General features: G+C 41.1%; 12 protein-coding genes. 4 read left to right on the top strand and 8 right to left on the bottom strand.

Annotated elements, in window-relative coordinates; translation table 11 throughout:
• Positions 1–139 precede the first annotated feature (139 nt).
• On the bottom strand, positions 140–2,524 hold the full coding sequence (locus tag PAUR_RS20200; protein ID WP_192509530.1) for an ATP-binding protein: 2,385 nt from the start codon (positions 2,522–2,524) through the stop codon (positions 140–142).
• A gap of 433 nt (positions 2,525–2,957) precedes the next feature.
• Between PAUR_RS20200 and PAUR_RS20195 the strand changes: the two genes are divergently transcribed.
• On the top strand, positions 2,958–5,540 hold the full coding sequence (locus tag PAUR_RS20195; RefSeq protein WP_192509529.1) for a M1 family metallopeptidase: 2,583 nt from the start codon (positions 2,958–2,960) through the stop codon (positions 5,538–5,540).
• 143 nt (positions 5,541–5,683) lie between these two features.
• Here the strand turns inward: PAUR_RS20195 and PAUR_RS20190 are convergent, their stop codons facing one another.
• The 3 genes from PAUR_RS20190 to PAUR_RS20180 all read right to left on the bottom strand — a co-directional run bounded on the left by PAUR_RS20190 (position 5,684) and on the right by PAUR_RS20180 (position 7,575).
• Complete coding sequence (locus PAUR_RS20190; RefSeq protein WP_192509528.1) at positions 5,684–6,172, bottom strand: GNAT family N-acetyltransferase; 489 nt, start codon at positions 6,170–6,172, stop codon at positions 5,684–5,686.
• A gap of 190 nt (positions 6,173–6,362) precedes the next feature.
• Positions 6,363–6,902 (bottom strand): hypothetical protein, encoded by a 540-nt coding sequence (locus PAUR_RS20185; RefSeq protein ID WP_192509527.1) that lies wholly within the window; start codon positions 6,900–6,902, stop codon positions 6,363–6,365.
• A 40-nt stretch (positions 6,903–6,942) separates the two neighbouring features.
• Positions 6,943–7,575: a LysE family translocator gene (locus tag PAUR_RS20180; RefSeq protein WP_192509526.1), complete on the bottom strand. Its 633-nt coding sequence runs from the start codon at positions 7,573–7,575 to the stop codon at positions 6,943–6,945.
• Between the two features lie 292 nt (positions 7,576–7,867).
• Here PAUR_RS20180 and PAUR_RS20175 point away from each other — a divergent pair, with 292 nt between their 5' ends.
• Positions 7,868–8,260 carry a hypothetical protein gene (locus PAUR_RS20175; protein WP_192509525.1) on the top strand — a complete coding sequence of 131 codons (393 nt, stop codon included), beginning with the start codon at positions 7,868–7,870 and terminating at the stop codon, positions 8,258–8,260.
• A 666-nt stretch (positions 8,261–8,926) separates the two neighbouring features.
• Positions 8,927–9,373: a GNAT family N-acetyltransferase gene (locus PAUR_RS20170; protein ID WP_192509524.1), complete on the top strand. Its 447-nt coding sequence runs from the start codon at positions 8,927–8,929 to the stop codon at positions 9,371–9,373.
• Between the two features lie 72 nt (positions 9,374–9,445).
• Here PAUR_RS20170 and PAUR_RS20165 read toward each other — a convergent pair whose 3' ends face one another.
• Positions 9,446–10,195, bottom strand: coding sequence for a DNA alkylation repair protein (locus PAUR_RS20165; protein ID WP_192509523.1), 750 nt, complete (start codon positions 10,193–10,195; stop codon positions 9,446–9,448).
• Positions 10,196–10,357: 162 nt separating this feature from the next.
• Here PAUR_RS20165 and PAUR_RS20160 point away from each other — a divergent pair, with 162 nt between their 5' ends.
• Positions 10,358–10,795, top strand: coding sequence for a GNAT family N-acetyltransferase (locus tag PAUR_RS20160; protein WP_192509522.1), 438 nt, complete (start codon positions 10,358–10,360; stop codon positions 10,793–10,795).
• A gap of 47 nt (positions 10,796–10,842) precedes the next feature.
• Here PAUR_RS20160 and PAUR_RS20155 read toward each other — a convergent pair whose 3' ends face one another.
• The 3 genes from PAUR_RS20155 to PAUR_RS20145 all read right to left on the bottom strand — a co-directional run bounded on the left by PAUR_RS20155 (position 10,843) and on the right by PAUR_RS20145 (position 22,845).
• On the bottom strand, positions 10,843–12,006 hold the full coding sequence (locus PAUR_RS20155) for a DUF1624 domain-containing protein (RefSeq protein ID WP_192509521.1): 1,164 nt from the start codon (positions 12,004–12,006) through the stop codon (positions 10,843–10,845).
• 44 nt (positions 12,007–12,050) lie between these two features.
• Positions 12,051–14,150: a TonB-dependent siderophore receptor gene (locus PAUR_RS20150; protein WP_192509520.1), complete on the bottom strand. Its 2,100-nt coding sequence runs from the start codon at positions 14,148–14,150 to the stop codon at positions 12,051–12,053.
• A 448-nt stretch (positions 14,151–14,598) separates the two neighbouring features.
• The gene (locus PAUR_RS20145; RefSeq protein ID WP_192509519.1) at positions 14,599–22,845 is read right to left on the bottom strand and encodes an ExeM/NucH family extracellular endonuclease; all 8,247 of its coding nucleotides are present in this window, start codon (positions 22,843–22,845) and stop codon (positions 14,599–14,601) included.
• Positions 22,846–23,456: the final 611 nt, after the last annotated feature.

Here is a 23,456-nt window from a genome sequence, read left to right as displayed (position 1 = left end):
TACAAATGAAAGCAACGCCGAGAGTGAGAAAAATAGCTTTATTGGGCAAATGCGCTTATCCAGAGCTGAGGTTAATTACAACCACTCAACCATACACACTGAATTAGGTTGTAAGCAATTAATATATAAAGGTTTTTAACTACTTAGGAAGCCAACGGACCAGCGCCTTCCGTAGTTCATTGATTTGTAGTGGCTTACCTAAATGATCATCCATTCCTGCGCTATAGCATAGTGCTATATCTTGCGGTAAAACGTTTGCTGTGGTGGCTATTATTGGGATACCTCGCCATTTTTGACTTCGACGGATCTGTTTTGTTGCCTCAATACCATCTAAATTAGGCATATGCATATCCATCAAAATCAAATCAAAAGCTTCCAATTCCAGTTGTTCAACCGCTAACCCTCCATCTTCAACAAGACACACCTCCAACCCTAATTTACTTAACATTGCATTGATGACCATCTGATTGATTGGGTTGTCCTCAGCAACCAATACTTTGCCTACTAAAGGCTGCTCTGCAATGGATAAAACGCCATTTTTAATGCGCGTTTCACCTGCTAACACTGAAATGTCAAACGTAACCTGCGTGCCACTGTTATATTGTGACTGAATAGCGATTTCGCCCCCCAATAATGTGACCAATTCTCGACAAATACTCAGCCCAAGTCCAGTGCCACCAAACTTTCGAGTTGTGCTGTCATCAGCTTGTTGAAATGGTTGGAAGATCCGTTCTAATTGCTCTGGTTTAATCCCTATCCCTGTATCTATCACACTGAATTGCAAGCGCCACTGAGTCGCTTCTTGGCTGGCAGATATTTGTACTTGCACACTCCCTTGTGATGTAAATTTAATCCCATTGTTGATCAAGTTTACCAAGACTTGCTTTAATCGAACTTTGTCTGTTTTTATCTCGCTTGGTACGCTTGCATCACAATTAACGACCAATCCAAGTGACTTCTGCTCCGCAGTAGGTGCTAGCATGACTAAAATTTCATCCAACATGTCTGAAACAAAAAAATCTTCAATGACGAGTTCTACTTGGCCCTCTCCTAACTTAGAAATATCCAATATATCATTCACTAAAGATAACAAATGCTGCCCCGAGGTAGTCCCCATATTTAATAATTTTATTTGATCCGCACTCAGCGTCGATTGCATTTGTAATAACTCAAGCATACCCAGTAGGCCATTCAAAGGCGTTCGAATTTCATGACTCATATTGGCTAAAAAACGACTTTTAATCAGTACCGCATGCTGTGCTTCTTCTGTTGCCTGCTCAAATGCAAGGGTACGTTCTTTCACATGCTTTTCTAACTCATTTTCGCGCATGTGCACTTGATCACGCATTTTCATAAATGCACGACTCAGTTCTCCTAATTCATCCTCTCTATAGCCCGACAATTTGTAAGTGAAGTCTCCTCCAGAAAGTGCTTTAGACGCCTTAATCAAGTTATGTATTGGTGCATAAATCTGTGCTGATAACTTTATCGCCAAGCCTATTATAATGACAAGCACCACAATGAAGGTGCCCCATAGAAGCTCTTTCAACTCTTGAACAGGCCCGAAAATAACTGAATTAGGTACAGCCACCGCTATACTATAACCAGCAGCTGGGATCTGGGCAAAAAATACATGTTGTGGCTCGTAACTATCCGGATCATTAAGCTCAATAACCCCAGTGTGACCTGCGAGCATCTTTAGGCCCAAACCCCTAATCGCTTCATTCGGCTCCTCATTTATTTTTAATCTTACCGATACTTTTTCTCCAATTTCATTTAGTACCCAAGTATCATTATGACGCTTAAGTTGTATCACCTTACTTGGATCCCAATGGTACATATAGTACCCATAATTCGAGACCAACATGAAACGTGCTTCTTTATCGAAATGCGTCATTACTTTTGATTGGACCAATGATACCAATCGGTCAATTTCTCGCCATGGGATACTGCCACCTAACAATCCAACTACCTTTTGCTCTTTATTTAAAATACTCGCACTCACCACAATTTGCCGAACGCCGGTGGTGTAAGAAATCATCGGATCTGAAACGAACGTCATTGCTTTGTTATCAACATTCTCACCTACCGTTGTTTTCCAATAATCCCGTTTCTTAATGGTTTTTTGCATCGAATAGGGTTGACTATCATCAAACGTCCGTTTCATCTTTTGATGAGGGTTTCCTCCCTCCGTATTATGAAAACTGCCGTCTTTGGTACCGACGATAAACTTCTCATATACATTGTTTTGCAAGCGTTTTTCTTCGATCAAAAAAGGTCGCATGGCTACAAAATCCATGCTTTGTATACGAGGGTCTCGCGCCATTAGCGCAATTTCTGACTTACGCTGAATAAAGTATCGCTCAAACAGCGCCGCGGCATTTCCTACTTGCGCCAACGCCCCTTGGATGCTTAAGCGACGCGCTTGTTCAGAGCTGTGCGTAATGCTCAATACAAATACAACTAATAACGGCAGTAACGAAGTAAACAGTAACACCGCAATCAAACGCACTTTCAAGCGCATACTAACCCACCCTGTTAAAGAGATATGTCATTAGTTTAGACGAGCTTATCGAATATCACTAACCTAAGGTTCTTTCAACTACTTAACCTCAGCTCTGGATAAGCGAATTTGCCCAATAAAGTTATTTTTCTCACTCTCGGCGTTGCTTTCATTTGTAATAGCCCGCTATTACTGCATAAAAGCGCCTTGATATTGAACAAAATATCATCATTGGATTATACATAAGTGTGTTTTCAAAACATTTTCTATTCCAAAACCCTTATCCAAACCTGAGGTTACTTAACTTCATGTCTGTCAGTGAAAACAGTGCTCTGACTATTACCCATACGCTTCCATGTCTATGAGTGAACTGATAGTCTGTAGTAATAACAATTTTATATTTAGACCTGTATTCAGGTAACCGAATAACAAGAATAATTAAGGACCCCCAACCATGTTTTATAAACGCTTGTTAGCCCTCGCTATTAGCTTAGCAATGCAGACTGCGCACGCCAGTGAAGACAATGATTACATTATTGAACCACTCGCTAAGCCAAGCTCACAATCAGTACACCTCACATTAGACCCTAATAAAGATACCTTTAGTGGTATCAGCCGCATAGAGCTAAGCGTGCTAGAAGCGACTCATTATATTGAAATTAATGGGCTAGATTATGCTATTGAACTTGCAAAACTGATTGGCAATACAGAGTGTGATTTATCCAATACCATGCTGAAAACAGGCAAGGTAAGGCTGCACTGTGACCAACAGTTACAACCGGGTAAATACACGCTCACTATCAATTTTGATGCCCCATATAATCAGCAAAGCGTTGGCTTATATAAAACCATAGATCAAGGTAAAGCCTATCTATTTACACAATTTGAAATGAGTGATGCGCGCCGTGCATTCCCTGTGTTTGATGAACCGCAATATAAGATTCCGTTTCAATTAACCATCACAGCGCCGAATGCTCAAAAGGTATACGCCAATACACCGCTGATAAAAGCACAGAAAAACAAAACCAATACCACACACTTTTTCGACGTAACTCCCCCTATCCCCAGCTACCTAGTCGCTATGGCGGTGGGACCCTTTGAAGAAAAAGCCATCACAGGTATGCCAATTCCAGGGAAAGTGATCACGCCACAAGGTAAGCTCGCGCTCGCAGATTACGCCATCGACAATATGCCCAAAGTCTTAAAGGTACTAGAAGACTATTTTGGTATTCCCTACGTTTATAAGAAATTAGATTCGGTGGCGGTACCTGAATTCCCCTTTGGCGCTATGGAAAACTCAGGTTTAGTAACGTACCGTGAAGATATACTGCTGGTTGATCCTAACAACGCAACGAGTCGCCAAAAGCAAACCAATGTATCTGTAATTGCGCATGAATTGGCACACCAATGGTATGGCAATCTCGTCACCATGAAATGGTGGAATGACTTGTGGCTTAATGAGGCTTTTGCGAGTTGGATGGCTGCTAAAGTGACCCAACAGCTCAACCCTGAGTTTAACAGCCATTTAGACTTACCACAAAATTACGTTATGGCACTCGATGCACAATTATCAACTAAACCGATCAGGAAACCCATTAAAACCGAAGCAGATATCATGGATGGACTTGGCCTTGCATATAGTAAAGGGAGCGCCGTCTTATCCATGATCGAAAATTGGATTGGCGCCGACGCTTTCCAAAAAGGAATGCGTGCTTATATGAAAAAATATGCCTTCAAAAATGCTGAAGCTGCTGACTTATGGCGAGAGCTAAGCCTCGCATCTAACAAAGATGTTGCAAGTGTTTTAAGTTCATTTGTAGAACAGTCGTCATTCCCACTCATTTCTGTGACTAAAAGCGGGAAAATGCTCACATTATCACAACAACGATTCGCCAATGCTGGCGTAGAGGCGCCCAAGCAGCTATGGAATGTCCCTGTCACCATCAAATATGGTAAAGGTGATAAAGTGGCTTCTACACAAATGTTGCTCAATAAAGAATCACAAAGAGTACAATTAGACTTCGAACCACAATGGATTTATCCAGATAAAGGTGCATTAGGCTATTATCGCTGGATGTTAGAAGAGCGACAATTTAATACTCTATTGAAACATGCTAAAAGTGCCTTATCGGACAGAGAAAGACTCGCCTTGCTTTCTGCAGCTGATGCGCTGCTTGATGCAGGTAAAATAAATGCAGGGCAGCTTATGGCTGCATTAGAACAATTTGCCAGTGACCAACACCCTCGTGTTGCAAGCAATGCGATTCGACTACTTCGTGCGCAAAAAAGTACCTTTAAAACGAAACAAAATGAAGAGTTTTGGCCTGGGTTCATTCGCCGGAGTATTCAGCCAGCCATTGCTCAATATGGCTTGACCTCGAAACCGCAAGAAATACCCGCCATTTCAAGTTTGCGTGCCATTGTTATCGCTCTACAAGGGTTTGATGGAAAAGATCAAAGCATAATCACAACAGCTCAACAACAAACTGCGCTGTATTTAACAGACTCGACAAAAGTGGATCCATATCTTGCGGGTACGTTCTTAAAATTGGCGGCCTATCATGGCGATGTCGATTTACTCAAAGCATACCAAAATGCTTTTGAGACAACTAAAGAGCCACAAACACGGACACACTTATTGGCTGCACTCAGTTATTTTGGTAGTAAAACACTGCAAAGCAAAGTACTTGATTATGCATTAACTGACAAAGTCACTCCGTCAGATTTAAGAATTATATTTTCAGGCCAAGGTTATACTGAATCTCGGAAAAAGCACTTCAGAACTTGGATATATGAAAACTATCCGGCCCTTAGTAAAAAAATGCCACCTTTCATGTTACCAACACTGCCTAGCTATACCGGAAATGGGTGTGAAATACATGATTTGAAAACAACCCAAGCATTTTTTAAAGAGAAAGTGTCTGCTGTACCTGGTTACCAACGTAGCTTAGAGAAAGTGAGTGAAAGTGTGCATACCTGTATCGCCCTGAAACGTAGGGAATTAGAGTCAGTGAATAAATTCTTAGCTCGATTTTAAAGTAAGTGGTGTAATAACAAGGCAAAAAACTCGCTATGTCGTTACTTTACATAAGTCGGTTAGCGCTAGAATGATCAATACTTTACTCAATGATATAAAGGCCTCATAGGGGCCTTTATGTCATTTATATAAAGAACTGCGCTTTATACAGCTGATAATTGTTTGTACATAATATAACTGTCGATATACCCCAATTGACCATGACAATATCCATTTGGAATTGTGCCAATAATGTTATACCCCAGCTTTTGCCACAGTGTAATTGCCACTTGATTTGACGACACTACTGAGTTGTATTGCATTGCACTAAAGCCTTTTTCAACCGCAACCTCTTGTGAGTGTATACACATTTGTCGAGCAATCCCTTTACCTCTAGCATCTGCACTAACCATATAACCACAATTACTGATATGACTGCTTGGGCCCATCCCATTGGCTTTCAAATAATACGTCCCTAATATTTTCCCTTTTTCTTCAAAAACAAAGGCCACTAATGCGCTTTCACACCACAACGAAAATGCCTCATCGCAATTCATGCTCGGTGAAAATGCGTAAGTTTCTTGCGCTAAAATGATGGCCTCAAACGTAGGCCAAAACTCAACAAAATCTAACTTGGTCATGATTCTTATCATCAACTATTCCCTTTAAGCCTCATTTTCTATCTATTTGTCATGCATTATCGTTATCTAAAGCTAAATTAACCTCTGCTCTGGATAAGCGAATTTGCCCAATAAAGCTATTTTTCTCACTCTCGGCGTTGCTTTCATTTGTAATAGCCCGCAATTACTGCATAAAAGCGCCTTGATATTGAACAAAATATCATCATTGGATTGTACGTAAGTTTGTTTTCAAAAAATTTTCTATTCCAAACCCCTTACCCAAACCTGAGGTTAAATTAGATAAACCTAATGAATTCGGTCTTGTTATTATGTGTTTCGATAATTTCCCCAACTCCTGCTGGGTATTTACTTGATAAGTACTTTTTAGTACCAGCATACCATCTTCAATATAATAGTACGCCAATTGTTGCGCTAACTTCGCAAACCGTTGAGCTTCGTTTTGATTAACCTCTATAAACACACTTAACTCTCTATACGTGAAATCTTTAGAGCAGCCCCACAGCAAAAAATGTGTATGATTAACATGTCTCAATAACGTTCGTTTAGCCCGTCCTAATTGATTGTTTTTTAGTTGGCAAAAATGCCCACCTAACGGATTCCAAATACTAATAACAGCCCCTTTTTTATTATTGAGTGAATGTAGTAAAGGCTGCTTTCTCAAATAGCCAGAAAAGTAAATATCACAATAAACCTGCCATAGTTGGTTATCAATGAGATTTTGATTCCCCAAACTAGTAACCATACTGTAAAGCCCCTTGCCAGTTGTAGCACACTGCCATTATTTATTTACTCAAAGCAAGTCGAGCAGCCAAACCGACAAACAACATACCCAAAATACCATCGACATAACGCCCTGGCTTTATCTTCGCTGTAAATTCATTAGTGGCTATACTCACCATCCAGCTCACCATTACGTTAATCATTAACGCAACCATACTAAGTAATACACCTAATAACATAATTTGCGTCAATATCGGTGCTTGAGCATTGATGAATTGAGGTAAAAATAAGGCAAAAAATAACAGCGCTTTAGGGTTCAATAGATTATTTAACATGCCCAGTAAAAATAGCTGCCTCATACTTTTATCAACATGCTTTGATGCGTTTGTGCATGGTGTTCCAGCATTATGCCAATTTTTAATGAGTTTTGTCCCTAACCATAATAAATACAACGCGCCAACAAGCTTAATCATAACAGCTAAAACAGGAACAAGCTGCAACAGCTTAGCTAACCCGACTGCAACTAAAACACTTTGCAGCAACCCTGCTAAAAATATACCACCGGCAATGGCAGTGCCTGCTTTAAACCCCTTAATTGATGAGTAACTCATTAATAATAACAAATCAGGTCCTGGCGATACTGCCAATAACAGACAAGCCCCTAAAAACATAGGCAACACCGAAACATCCAACACATATACTCCTTCCTAGATAAATTATGGTAGCCAATTCCCAAAAAAAGCGAAGGAATGTACAGATAAATAATGACAAATACAAGCTTATGCTCATAAGTCATCCACAGTGAAAAAGCATCATAATATTTACACTTGCAAAATTAAAATTACAAAAGTCAAAATTTAGAGCTTTAACTTTAGATGCTGATTTAAGAAAACTTTAATATTTAAATCGTCTAATACTTAGCGCCATAGTTAACATTATTTCAATGTTAACTGGCCTTCACGCAATGAAAATTAGAAGGATATTTTTGTGAAAAATTTAGTTACTGCTGCGTTGACAAGCTTAGCTTGTGTGTTTAGTTTATCGTCTATGGCAACAAATGTAGATTTAGCATCAGGCTATTATAGTACCTCCGAGGTACTTGAATATGGTCGGCAAGTACGGGCAGTCCAACAACAGCTGGTCAATGCTGGCTACGTATTGCAAAATTGCTCCGAAAATCAAGTCAACTATTTTGTTCAACCAAGTGAACCATACTATTTTTATAGCGAAACCCACTGTATGTATTCTATACCTAGAGATACTGGCGGCATGTCTTTGCAAACCGACTATGCCAAGCTGTCCATGAAAGTCTACTACCATCAGGGTAACGCGCTGTACCATGAAGGTGACGTCACTGTAGGCTACTTTACTGTATATTAACCACTCACGATTTATAGGTAGTGCATCAACGCGATGCACTACCTGATATTACAAATCAGCTGTGTTTGTAACAGCAGATAACATTTTAATTTTCCGCACTGACCCAATAAATACGCATAGTAGTATGCATTCACACACTACCGAGATATTATTAACGTAGAACTTGAATATCCATGACCAATTGTGCCCAATTTCTCTGAACACTCATGTCATATTAACCGGCAGTCTTATTTAAAGAGTGAAGCCGCTTTAATGCTGACATTTTCTTGAGTCATGAGTATTGTTGGTAATCTTCACTACGCAGGCGTTTAAGCAAGTCCAATTAAACATAAATTTGACTCCGTGGTAAGCTAGATAAAACACTCCAGTATGTCAAAAAACCGTTGTCATTTTTATGAGTTATTTCTCTTCCAGTTAACCGAGTCCCCAGAATATCAATGATGAGTACTCACAACTTGCCATAAGTGACGGTCGCAATAAGGAGCGAGACAATAAGCTAACTAGCTGGAATGATAGTTCATTATGAGGTATCTATTATTGTACATGTGTCATAGCTTGAGGTAATGTAATTTACGTACGGCGTAAAACGACACACAGCACTCATCGCTTTAAGTGCTGAATTTAACAATACTATTTTTAGTGAGATTTGATCAAAGGAAATATCCCATGAAATTTAGCGAAGTTTCTGGCTATGATGTACCTATATCACTTTTATTAGAAGCTGATCCATGTGAACAAAGCATTCGCAAATACCGCGATGATTCATGGTGCTTTGTTTATGAGGAACGCGGCCAAGTCGTAGCAGCTTGCTTAGCAAAGCTGACATCACAAAGCACTGCTCAAGTGTTCAATATATCAGTCGAGCCCGACTATCAAAAACAAGGGATTGGCTCTGAGTTACTTTCTTTTGCATTGCAACAAATACGTACGAAAAACGTGACGCGCATTGAGTTAGGTACCGGTAGTTTCGGTTATCAATTAAGTTACTACCAGCAACTGGGGTTTCGTGTCGACAGTGTCGTAAAAAACCATTTCCTCACACATTATCGAGAAGCCATTTTTGAAAATGGGATCCAACATAAAGACATGCTGATGCTCTATTTAGACCTATAATTACGCCTGATTAAATGGTTCACTTTATACAATTCGACTCTTTCATAGTCTCTGTACAAAGTGAGCCCTCCGCTAACATGACAAAAGTCGTTGGCGCACATTGATGTCCATTTTTTCGATTGCATAGCGCAGTGTTGCACGCGGGAATTGGGTAATATTACGCTGTATATAACCAACTACCTCATTTTGGTGATATTTTGCCGTTACTTTCAGTAACCACCCAATACTTTTTTGCACGAATTCATCCGGATCACTTAACAAGATATCGCAATTTTTAAACACTAGCCCTTTGTCTAATCGATATACCTCATTACCAATTTTTCTTTCGATGAACTTTACCCAAACCACATTACTCGCGCGACGACACCAACAGACCTCTGAGTGCGCCCAATGCTGTGTTTCTTCTATCAAGTGAGGCCGAGACAACAAAAATAAATAAATGGTTTTAATGCATAAATCATCGACCATAGCCCAGTTACTCGCGTAATGCTCTAACCAATATTTAAACCTATCTAACAGACGGTCATCATAGTGACGCTTTACAAATTTATTGAGCAACCCAAACGCGCAAAGCACTTCTTCATTGTACTTTGCATCCGCTAAAAGCGCTTCAACTATGGCTAACATGTCATTCGCGGTAAGATCGGCATAAACTTGATGAAACTCATTAATCGTATACTTTATGTCTGCAGCATTTGCGCCTAAGCATACAGCGCCATTTGGAAAGTAGCGTTCACTCGCGCGCGCTTTTTCCGCTGTAGCGCGTCGCATTAATGCACTTTTCACGTACAAAATATACGCGTGCACACTATCGATGGCCATATTAGCTTTCCATCTGAGTCAATGATAATCTAAACCATACCGTAGCACATTGAATTATCAATGTAATAATCAGCGTCGCAGCATCAATGCGCAACAACAGATAATACCACTCCTTTTGTACAATTTTTATGCATTACTAACCCAATATAAAGGCACACCATTATGAATATCACTGTGCGACGAGCCAAACTAGATGAATTAGAGTGGGTCAATAAACAATATGAGAGGATCGGGTTTCGGCCCTCTCAATCTAATCGTGAGGTGATTGCGATTGCACTCTTAGATGGAAAAAAAGTAGTGTTAGGTCGGCTACAGCGTATCGATAGTAGCAATGCCGAACTTGGTGGGATGTATGTAAATGAACATTTCAGAGGGCGTAAACTCGCAGAGAGTATAGTGCGTTTTCTACTGAAACATACGAAGCAGTACGAACATCTTTATTGTTTGCCATTCTCTCACTTGGCAGACTTTTATCAACGTTTCGGTTTCCATTTAACCACCAACCAACAGATCCCAAAAGCGATAATCGAAAAGCACCAGTGGTGTAATAAAACTTATGAGCATGAGACGTATTTATTTGAACTTCATCTGCCAACTTAAAGGAAAAGAGGACCATATCGATAAAGCCCTCTCTACTTTAAATATGCCTATAAATACTTCACCCACCGCAGTTCACTGCGATGCTTGAATTTAGCAAACGCTTTGCATGGCTTGTAAAGTAACCCTGTAAGGACCGCGGCAGTTAACCATATCAGTTCTATATTAGGAAACGCCAAGTACGGGGTATTATTGGCACCAAAATGTAACGTCGGCCCAAAAATTTGAAATAGCACAAAATAGCTCAATAACAATACATATAAATGCACTATATAGAAGAATAATGGCACAGATCCAAATGTACGTAATACCTCACTCACTTTACTTTGTGCATTTTCTAGGTATGCAAGTAACAGCGCGCCCACCCCCAGAGTAAAGAGTAAAAAAGGTAATGAGGGTGGGTACTTAGTGTAATTTAAAAATGACATAACCGACATCACCAAGGTATCTTGTATTTGCCAGTCTATTACTTCCCCATACACATTAAGTGACCTTAAAATACATAGACAAATCAAACACGCAATACCTCCAGCAATTAAAGTTTTTTGCCTCGTTGCAACATCAACAGATTTAGTAAATAACGGGCCTGACACATAACCAAGCACAATCACACCAATCCAAGGCAACACTGGATACGATGCTTTGATTTTTATAAACCCATCAGTTAGCAAATAACCTCTATCATGGAGTATGGTCCAAAGTGTATAGCCCATTTCATCAGGTAAAAATGTCACTGGTGAGAGCGCGTTATGCCCAAACACAATTGCGATTCCCAGCCCTATTAACCATATTCTAGGTAGGTAACTCAATACGGCCAGAGATATCATACTGACGCCAATCGCCCACATAACCTGCAAATATAATGTGTTATAGGCAGCAAACCACGAAAAGTTAATGATTGTCATTTCAAGTAATATCAATAGCGCACCGCGCTTTAACAAAAAGCTCTGCACGGCTCGCTGTGGTTGATTAAAGGGGTTTTGGTACAAAAATGCTGATAAACCAGTCAGAAAGATAAAAATTGGCGCACAAAAGTGTGCGAGTAATCGAGTAAAAAATAACGTTGGATCCGTGGTTTGAATATCCATCGGATCAGCCACTTGGTGATGTAAAAAGAACCGCTCCCGAGCATGATCAATTAACATAATTACTATCACTAAGCCACGCAGTATATCAATCGATACTAACCGTTTATTTAATGTATTGTTTGTCATAACTGTAAAGGCGCAGTATTAGTACGCCCTGATCCTGTAATAATTTAGAATTGGTAGGTTATACTCGCCCGAAACAGCGAAGGCTGACCTGGCATAGTCCACAACGCTGAATATGAATTGGTATAATGGTGTTTATTCAGTGCGTTATCGATGTTCAGCTGCAACATAAACGCACTTGATAACGTTATATTCGCAAATAGATTGGTTAATGTGTAAGCTGGTAATTCATAGTCTGGGTTAATTGTTTCTCCTAACCTTTTTCCTACATGTTGTACATTCACACCAAAATCAACACCATAACCTGCAAACTGCGTGTAGTGACGCAATATCATGTTGTAGCTATGCTGAGGCACATTAATAAGTTGACTGTCGGCTGGAATACTCACTCCCCAATCAGTATTCACCATATCGTTTACCGTATGCGCATCAACATAAGCGTAACTACTCGTGAGTTCTGTATTGTTCGTCAATTTCCAAATAAAATCTAACTCGACACCACGACTTTGCGCTTCACCTAAGGCGGCACTAAAACCTGAATTTACCGGATCGGCCGTTAGAATATTCGATTTTGTCGCCCGAAAAAGTGCCAGCGTCAGCTCAACATCTTTCTCGTTTTTTAGCCACTTAATGCCTGTTTCAAAAGATCTACTTTTTTCTGGTGCAAATGTATTGCCTAAATAGTCAGCGCCTGAGTTAGGCCTAAACCCTGACGAGTAACTCGCATATACATCGAGGTTATTGAATACGCTATAGACAGCCCCAACTCTTGGACTAAACTCAGATTCAGTGTGTTCACTATGCGTATTCGCTAAGTGATTTTCAACGGTTTGTTTAAATCGGTCAAATCGAGCACCCAGTAATACCTGAAGTTTGTCCGTCATCTTTACTTGATCTTGAAAGTATACCCCCCATGCATCTTGCTGCTCTAAATAATTGACCGTTGCAGCTAGCTCCGGCGCCACTTGACCATACATTGGATTAAACACATTCACACTATATGTAGTTTCTCCAGCACCCCATGCCACTCTATATCGTTGCTGGTGCGTCTCGAGTTCATAGTCATATACATCTGCACCAAACATTAAGTTATGGGTATAACCGAATACCGTCAAAGCACCGCTTAGCTCCGCACGGGCTGAAAGGTCAGTCGCATCATAATCTCGATATCTGCGCTGTCGATTAACCGTTTGACCATCGACATAGAGTAGCTGTCTACCAGGAGACAGCTCAGTGTCTGATGAGTATCCCTCTAAAGACGACTCTCTTATACCTACACCGGCATTGGCTGTCCAAACTGCATTAACCTGGTGTGATATTTCTAATTGATGACCAATGGCATCAACATTCATTGCCCCATCATGTGGCTCACCCAAAAACCGACTCGACGGGAGGTCTAAATCAGGTAGAACAGGTATACCACGGTCAAAAGGAATTGCTTGATTTGCATACTCCAGTTCATAAGTCAGTTGTGTACCTTCACTGACCTTAATTAAAAAAGACGGTGTTAGTGCCACCTTCTCAGTGGTAATCGTATCTCGGTAGCTATCTGATTTTTCAAATGCACCATTTACTCTGAATGCCGTTTTATCATTAACCCCATTTGTATAATCACCTTCGAGACGTTGATAATCATGCTCACCCAGTGACAACTGTACATAGCCACTTTGATCAAATAATGGCTTCTTTGTGATCACGTTAATTGTGCCTCCAGGCTCACTTCTACCGTATAACGCAGAGCCAGGGCCTTTTAACACCTCAATCGCTTGTATGTTTGACACATCACGTAAACCACTATAGCCGCGACCCGCACTGAAACCATTAATTAAATAAGCCGATGGTAAATTTTCATCGCCAGCAAAGCCTCGTATTGCGAAACTTTCCCATAAGCCACCAAAGTTATTCTGTGTCGAAATAGCACTCACCTGATTAAGCGCATGTTGAAAGTTATTAATGCCGAGAGAGTCTAATTGCTCAGAGGTGACCACTGACACTGATTGAGGTAACTGCGCAATATCCACGTTGCCACGGTACGCTTGTTTCTTACTTATGACTTCAATCAACTCCATTGACTGGGTCTCATTTTCTGCAAACGCCACGCCAGAAACAAGCATGCTTACGATAAGAGAGGGTAACCGTTTTTTCATTGTATAATTACTACTATGTTATATTATCGCGACATATTAATTGTTACATTATAACATTTCAAGTTTTTTGCTTTATCCCACCAATGAATGGTACACCCGTGCTAAGTAACCTCAGCTCTGGATAAGCGAATTTGCCCAATAAAGCTATTTTTCTCACTCTCGGCGTTGCTTTCATTTGTAATAGCCCGCTATTACTGCATAAAAGCGCCTTGATATTGAACAAAATATCATCACTGGATTGTACGTAAATTTGTTTACAAAATCTTTCCTATGCTAAAACCCTTATCCAAACCTGAGGTTAAGTATTTAATTCTGAAACCTTATTTTGTTATCTCCATCGTTACTCAATGCAACAACCAATTGCAATCATAAATTAGCGATAAAAAAACCCTTACTAGGGTTACCTAGCAAGGGTTTTTTAATTTATGCAGTTGCCTATATTACGATGTTACTTGGTTCTTCGTCGTAATAATGCAGGAAACAGTAATATCAAAATTAACAGTGGTGTAGATCCGCTGCTGGCTGTTGATTTTACTTGTCCCGTTACAGGTAACTCAATTGGTCTACTTTTTACCAAAACAGCAACACTACCTGTACTTTGCGCACCAAGGGAGTCCGCAACAACGTAGCTAATGAGTACTTGCCCCGCACCACCAGCAATGGGCTGATAGCGCAGTTTATTGGCCACAATAGAGACATAGCCCGTACCCGTCGTAGCACTGCGCAACACTAACCGATCTCCATCTACATCAGTATCATTAAGCAGTACGTCAATGGTTGAAATTTCATCATTAAACACTGTAATACTATCGTTCACAGCCGTTGGGGCATGATTCTGCGAAAGCGTCTCAGCGATCACGGTTACCAGCACCTGTGCACTTGCTATCGCACCTTGCCCATCACTTACCGTATAAGAAATTGTATCATTGCCGATAAAATCAGGCGCGCTTTGATACTGAAGACTTGAATCACTATTAATATGAACAGAGCCAAGTTTTGCACTGGCACTAATGACAGTTAATACATCATTGTCGATATCTGAGTCATTGCTCAGTACCATAATATTTATATGCTGGTTAACCTTTATTTCAGCCTTATCATCTATAGCGACAGGAGCTGCGTTATTGTTCAATACAACCCCAACACCTCCTGGGTCGACAACTTTACCATTAACAACACCATCAGCATCATATTGACCGCCATCAACCAAAGTTAAACGCACACACCAAGCCCCTTCAACTAACCCAGGCTGCCAATTGCCATCGTTAACTGCAGGACAATACCCTTGCTGACCTGGTGCCGAGTGCAACTCGTTCCCCCCTTCTGATACAAAGGTAATCCACTCTTGTTCAGGTAAGAATTTTCGATATAGCGCATTGGCCGGAATAGCTGACTGTAAAGGCAGCACGATTTTAACTTGCTGCATGCCAGAAGCAATATTTGCCACAAAGTCGAAAATTCCGCCATGATTAACCATCGTTTCATCAATGGATATTTGTGGACTATTTTGAATTTGCTCATCCGTTAACGCGGCACTGGCGCTACCAAGACTGGCGCTTCCCAAAGAGATACATACTCCAGCTTCCACTTCGATTAAACCCGCTTGCCAGTCACTTGTGTTCGTTGGCAAAACATTACACGGAGCATCAATCGGATCTAGATAATTAGGAATGCCATCTCGGTCATCATCTGCAAACCCTTCCAACGCATCATTGATCATATCACCATCAGAGTCTTTCGACGCATCAAGTGCAGGCGCTGCAGCAACAACTTTAAAATACACACTTTGTGTATCAGACAATCCACCATTATCCGTTACAACCGCATCTACTTGATAGGTACCAGGCTGAACTGATGTAGGATCAATGCTGACTTCATTAAGGACAGAGGTATCGCCCGCTAATCCACCCGATAGACTCCAAGTAATAGTATGGGTATCGTCAGGGTTTTGATCTTTTACAAGTGCTTGAATGCGAATGATACCATCCTGCTGAGACATCACTGTACGCGATTGCGTTGCTTGCACCATAGTTAAAGTCACAACAGGCGAAAGGTTTGACTCTGAAATTGAAATTGTATGTGCTATTTGCGCACCTAGATTCGCATTTTCGGCATCGAGTGTAATAACAATGGTTTCATCAGTATCAACCAATTCGTCTGGTAATACATCTATTTCAATATCAGCTTGCGTGCCCTGAGTAATAATGATCTCAGTCGCAACTGTATTAAAATCATCCTCGTTAGCGGTACCTGTCAACGTGTAGCTAACCGTGACTGGATACTCAAAATGTGTACCACTCAATAACACAGGGATCACAGCCTTTGTCCCCTCAAGTGTTACCTGACTTGGTGACGCAAAGCTCAACAATGGCCTCACATTCACATGTTGCACCGCCTCAGAACAGACATTGTCAGCGTCACATGCTTGCCATTTTATTTGATTTGCACCTGAACGTAAAAAGTGACTATCGAGGCGCTGCACTCCTATTGCCTCACCGCTTGAGTTAACTGCAGTTGCAACCCCAGTGTCAACTTCTGTAAATTGCCCTACAGCATTCACTGTCATGGGGGCAGGGACTATAATTATTGGGGTTAAGCCCTGAACTAACGTGATTTCCAAAATAGCGCTATCTTGACCACCAAACCCATCAGACACAACATAACTTACTTGTGCGGTACCATTAAACGAGTCGGTTTTTGTAAACAAGATGTGGTTATTCTCTATCACAGCCGTACCCACATCTGTGCGCACTTCTGCAATTGTCAGCGTATCACCATCCGCATCGGTATCATTAGCAAGTACAGAAACAGAAATTGACTGCTCGCCCAAATTAAGCGTCGCCACGTCGTTGTGAGCGATCGGCGCTATATTGACCGTGCTAATAGTCACTTTAACATTTGCGGACGCTGACTCGGTCCCATCCGAAATATCATAACGAATAGTCGCGGATCCCGTATTCAATGCGCTCGCTTGATAAATTAGCTTGCTGCCTTCAATACGCACAGTACCGGTATCAGCGATTACTGAAGTAATCGTTAGCGCATCTCCATCCACATCAACATCATTTGCCAATACATCAATTTCAGTTTCCTTACGTGCTGATGCTGTTGCAATATCATCATTTGCAGTTGGTGCATCATTCACAGCCGCAACATTTATCGTCACACTCCCCGTCGCAGAGGCTCCTTCAACATCCTGTACATCATAGCTAAGTCGCACTTCACCATGGAAGTTGTTTTCTGGTGTAAAGGTAATCATTGCTTCAGAGTAGGTCACAACGCCTCGACCTGATAACACCTTTGCTCCTGTAATTTTTAGTGACGATTTAACTTCATCAATATCATTACTTAATACCGCGAGTATCAGGTTTTGATCTTCAAACGTGCTGGCGATATCATCTTTGGCAATCGGCGCATCATTCACCGCCGCAACATTTATCGTCACACTCCCCGTCGCAGAGGCTCCTTCAACATCCTGTACATCATAGCTAAGTCGTACTTCACCATTAAAATTATTTTCTGGTGTAAAGGTAATTGCTGTTTTTGAATGAGTTGCGACTCCTTTTCCTGACAATACATTGACACCGGTAATTTGCAATAACGCCTTCGCTTCGTCCTGATCATTATCCAAAACAGATAATATAACATGCTGATCTTCTAAGGTACTTGCATTGTCATCATTGGCAACTGGCGGTGCATTTTTTGCTAAAACAGTTACTGTTAGAGTCGCCGTTGAAATTGCGCCATTACTATCATCAATACTATAATTAATAACCGCTTCACCTAGAAAGTTATCAATCGGGATAAATGAAACAACCGACCCAGAGAAACTCACACTGCCAGAACCCGATACAAGCGTTGCCGAAGTCACTCTTAATACATCCGAATCCGGGTCTATATCATTTTCGAGTACATTAACACTCGCCGTTTCCCCTTGCTTTATAGATGTTTTATCATCGTTTGCTGTCGGGGCTTGATTTACCGGTAACACAACCGCGGCTAAATCAAAGTCTGCAATAACAGGATCATGATCCGATGAGCGATAAGGTGTTTCAGCAAACCACTTTGTTTGCTGGGCATCCGTTTTATTTTCAGTGTTATAATCAAGAGCGGTCGCTTCATCAGCATTGATATGCCAATGCATCACTTGTGCCACACTATTAAGTGTTGTATTTGCAGTTAATAAGTGATCTAAACTGCCTGCAATACCACCATAATAATATGAATAATTATTGCCTGTTTCTTTCTCAACACTTAAATTAGCAAAACCTGCATCATAAAATGCCATCATTGGGTCTTCATATGCGTATGCATTAAAATCCCCTAAGATTGCGTATATTGGCTCATCACCAGCCTGTATTGCCAATCGTTGCGCCATAGCGATAGAAGCATCTGGTCTACTAGGTTTTACCTCTTTTCCAAGCCGTTTCAATAGTGTTTTTGATGCCAACACTCGTTGACCATTGCACGCCCCTTGCACATCATCGTCCATGTCAGCACCACAAGATCCGCCTTTAGAGCGGAAATGATTCACAATTACTTTGATTTCTTTGCCACCGTTAAGCGGTTTGAAACTTTGCATCATAGGTGGGCGATGTGCTTTGGTTTGTTCATCAAAAGGGGCATCTGTTACGACCTCTGGTATACCAACAGGAAGGACTCTATCACTTCTATAAATAAGCCCAACGGTTACCGCATCAGAGCCAACCTTTTCTAATTTAGGGTTAATGAAACGCCATGTGTGTTGTTTATCTCGCTCATTTAATCCGTCAATCAGATTTTGAATTGCACTGCTGCTGCCATACCCACTGTTTTCAATTTCCATTAACCCGATAACATCGGCATCCATTGCTGTAATAGCACGAATAATCTTACTTCGCTGGCGCTTAAACTCTTTCTCATTACTTGCACCTCGGCCTTTAAAGTCAAGGAAGTAATTCAAAACATTAAAACTTGCGACACGAATATGCTCTGATGATTTACGGTCAAACGGTTTACTACGTCGTGCATTCACATTTTCAAATTTAGGTACGCTGTTCGGCAATAGTTTATATTTTCCGAACCCATAATGGATAACACCGCTGATACCGGCTACATTTGCCCCTGAACGAAGCGGTTTGTCTGCACTAAACTCTGGATAATAACTGATACTTTCCGGATTTTGTTGTGTAGAATCATCATCAACTAAGAGTACATTTCGGGCGTTTAAATCGGCAAGCGCTTGACGCTTCGGGTCATTTTTCGGGAACTTATTCGTCGGTTGTATCCGCAGGCCTTTAGATAATAATACCTCTCCATATCTGGTGAAATTATGGCTCAAAGTAACATGGAGCTTCTGGGGTAACGTCACCCACATGCCTTCTAGAGACTCTTGATCAAAATTTTCAGCAAACGGTAAATTTACGGCCGTAGGCGTTACCATCGCTAGCGCATTGGTAGCACAAGTCGTAATATTTCCTACCTCGACTAATTGAGTGAGATCATATTTTTCCGCCACTTTAGCCGTAAACCTGATCTGCTGCCCAGGAGTCACTTGCGTGGCGGTATGCGCGACAAATATACCTTCAGATGTTGCGTCACTTTTGTCTTTTTGCTTATCTTCTTCTTGTAAAAAGAAGCCACCATGTTGACCTGCACCTTGGTAACTTGCCACCACAATGCCTTCAACAATCACACCTTTATTCACTAGTGGACTGGTACTCTTAGCACCTTGAATTTCACTTATCAGCGTCGCCCTATCGCCACATTGACCAAGTTCAATTGGTGATGTACCACTGCCACTACATGCAGCTACCCCACTACATCCTAAGCCATCAGCCACATTTTTTTCAAAACCTTGCCATTGGACACTCGGATCAAACGCATCAGATCCGTTAACGTCACCTGCAACAATACCCACTTTACGCCGCAGTGTTTTATCTTTTGTCGAGGTATCACCAGTCCCCCAGCTGCTGCCAGGATCTGTGCCCAACTGACCAAACACATCCGTTATTTTATCATCCACCATAAGGACTAAAGTGTCATCACCATTGAAATAAGTCACTGTGCTCGTGCTATTTTGGCGGCTTTTTATTTCATCATTCGCACCACTATTAACAATCACATGACTTGCTTTATCAACTAACAAGCCTGACAGGCTCTGTGTACGTAAGCCACTTGTCGACAAAGGCTTGCCATTATCGGCTAGTACAATTTTAACTCGGCTTAAATCAAGCGTGCTACCAGTGAAGTTTGTGATTTCAATCGCTTTATTATTGCTACTGCCTTCAATATATTCAGTAAAAATTACATTCGTAGCTGGCGTATCATTACTCACCAAAATTGCAAAAGCGCCAAGTTCAACCGCGGCTGTATTACCATCTGTAACACTTATCACAATCCCGCCATAGTTGCCTTCATCACTTTTTGTCGGTGTGCCTGTCAGCTCACCTGTCGTTGTATTGAAGGTTGCCCAGCTTGGTTTATTAACAATACTAAACGTTAACGTATCGTCATCTACATCATTTGCTGTAGGAAGAAAGCGATAGACTTGATTAATTAATACGCCGGTATTCGGTATGCCCGAAATAGTTGGTGGGTGCTTAATAGTCTTTGGATCAACAACATTAATGGTAAACGCAGCCAAGTTTGCACTTAACTCACCATCACTCACTGAGATTTGAATATTTTGGTATACCGCAATATCAGCTATTCCTGGTGTGCCTGTCAACGTACCTGTTACACTATTAAAGTTGGCCCACTTCGGTTTGTTAGTGACTGAAAATATTAATGTATCTCGGTTTGCATCTGATGCTGATGGCGTAAATTGATACGCACTACCCGCACCAACCTCAAGTGTCGGCGATCCACTGATAACTGGAGCCGTTTTCCCTAAAGTTGGGCACGTTTTCGCAAACAGTGTTTCGGCAAATTCAGCGTTATCTACAAATGGGTTACGATTACCTTGTTGCTCCACAATACGCTGATGGCGTTCGCGCTCAAACGTATCAATAGGGTCTTGACGATGCCATTGCATTAAATTACATAGTACCCCCAATGTTGCAGATTTACTGCCACTAATGGCATTTACAAGCGTTAGATCAGGCATATTGCCATCGGTACCATCATACCTTACCGCCATATAAAACATCATTCTGGCAGCATCCCCCTTTACGGCATCCCGTGGCTCAAAAGAGTCATCATCAGTAAAGTTACCTGGCGCATTACTGACAGGCGCGCCGCCATCATCGTAGTCTTTATTACTGCGGGCTGAATTGACTTTCACATTGGTCGGGCGTAAATGATGAATATCAGTATACCCAAATTGGTTTTGTTCTGGAAAACCATGTGACTTTGGCCAACTATGCTCTCGGTTCCAATCTGTTGTGCCGCCACCATTGGTGTTTTTGGCTTGACTGCGACCGGTATAAAACAAAATCACATTATTGATATTTGCAGGGTCTTCATCAGTATACTTAAGCGCATCCCATACTTGTGTATAGGTCATTTGTTTTTGCCCTTGACGTGCAATCAAAGCAAGCGCGGCTTCAAGATCAGGGCCCGATTTACCTATTGCAGTCGCATAATATTGATTGTAATCATAGTTACTGCCCGGCTTATCAGTTACCGAAATAGAAAATGCGGGAAGACTTTGCGCTGTATTGTGACCATCAGCAACTGAGATGACAATATCAGCGTACACGCCCACTTGCGACTCATTCGGTGCACCGGTGAGTTTACCTGATTGCGCATCGAACGAGGCCCAAATAGGCTTGTTCTCAATCGAAAATACCAGTGTATCATTTTCAATATCCGTGGCATTCGGTATAAAGCTATATGACCGAGTCGCTTGAATCGACGATAACGGTGTACCTGTAATTTTTGGTACATCGTTTGTCCCTGCTGGCCTAACCAGTATAGAAAAAGATGCAAGTGCATCAGATGCAGTGCCGTCGTTCACGATGATGACAATATTGTTATAATTGCCAATATCGCCCGCCTTAACCTCTCCTGACAGTCTGCCTGTACTCGTATCAAAATCAGCCCATTTTGGTTTGTTTTCAATACTAAATTTCAGCGTATCATTATCGAGATTAGTGACATGTGGCGTAAAATCATAACGACTATCTGCATTGACGATTGTTTTTGCTATACCGCTGATTTTCGATGGTATATTGCCATCACCACCACATGCAGCAACGCCAGAACAACCGAGCCCATCAAAGGTGTCTTTGGCAAAGCCAACCCACTCATTGGCTGGGTTAAACGCATCATCAGATATCAAATCACCAACGAGTATACTGCCCTTACGGCGCAAGGTTCTATCCTTAGTACTTGTGTCACCACTCCCCCAGTTTTTACCCGGATCGGTACCAACTTGACCAAAACTATCTACAATTTTGCCATCTAACAATAAAGTTAAGGCATCATCACCATTGAAGCTGGTTGCATTGCTCGTCGCATTACTTAGTGCTTTTAACGCATCGACGGCACCCCCATTGGTTAATACATGACTGCTTCCTGCTGCCAAAGTACCAGTTAGGGTAATTGGCGTTACATCAGCAAACGCTTTACCGTTGGTTGTTAACGCAATTGACACTTTACTCAAATCAATACTAGATGTACCAACGTTAGTAATTTCTATCGCTTTATTACTACCGCCTCCCTCCACATATTCAGTGAAAATAACATTGGCAGCAGCGTGACCTGCCGTCATGCTGGAACAAACTCCCGCTATAATATAGCGCCTTAAATGTCGCAGTCGCCCGCGAGCCCGTGTGTAGTTAAACATAATATTCCCGTGTGTGTTATCTCTTTGGTTTTGTTAAAATTATTTAAACCGAGACTTTTAGCCTACTTTTTATACAAAAAAGCCCATCTGACAAATGGGCTGGGAATATAATAATCTATTATGAAATTTTTATTAAAATTAAATTAATTACTCAGTTGTTTTTAGCAACAAAAACAACCCAAGCCTGTTAACAAAACATAGAACGTTGAGTTAAAAAACTTACGACCAAACCACCACAAATAATTGATTTAAAATACAAAAATTAACACAGCACGAAAAACTAAGATTAAGTACCTATTAAAGACAAATCAATAACAATTAAAAAAAACAAAATTAATACAAAAAATAAACACCAGAAACAAATTACACACACCATGGAACGGTTTAATTTTCACATTCATTTACATTTAGAGTAAAAATCAGACAAAACTTCAATAGGCTTTACCCATAGACATACTCCCTGTGATTATTTCCCCACTTGCACACACCCACTTTCAATTTTTCCTAATTAGTTCTAGTTCCAGCCAGTATTTCTT

Source organism: Pseudoalteromonas aurantia 208 (assembly GCF_014858725.1).
Classification (GTDB): Bacteria; Pseudomonadota; Gammaproteobacteria; order Enterobacterales; family Alteromonadaceae; genus Pseudoalteromonas; species Pseudoalteromonas aurantia.
Note: the sequence above shows the minus strand (reverse complement) of the source record. Positions and strands in the feature narration are given on the sequence as shown.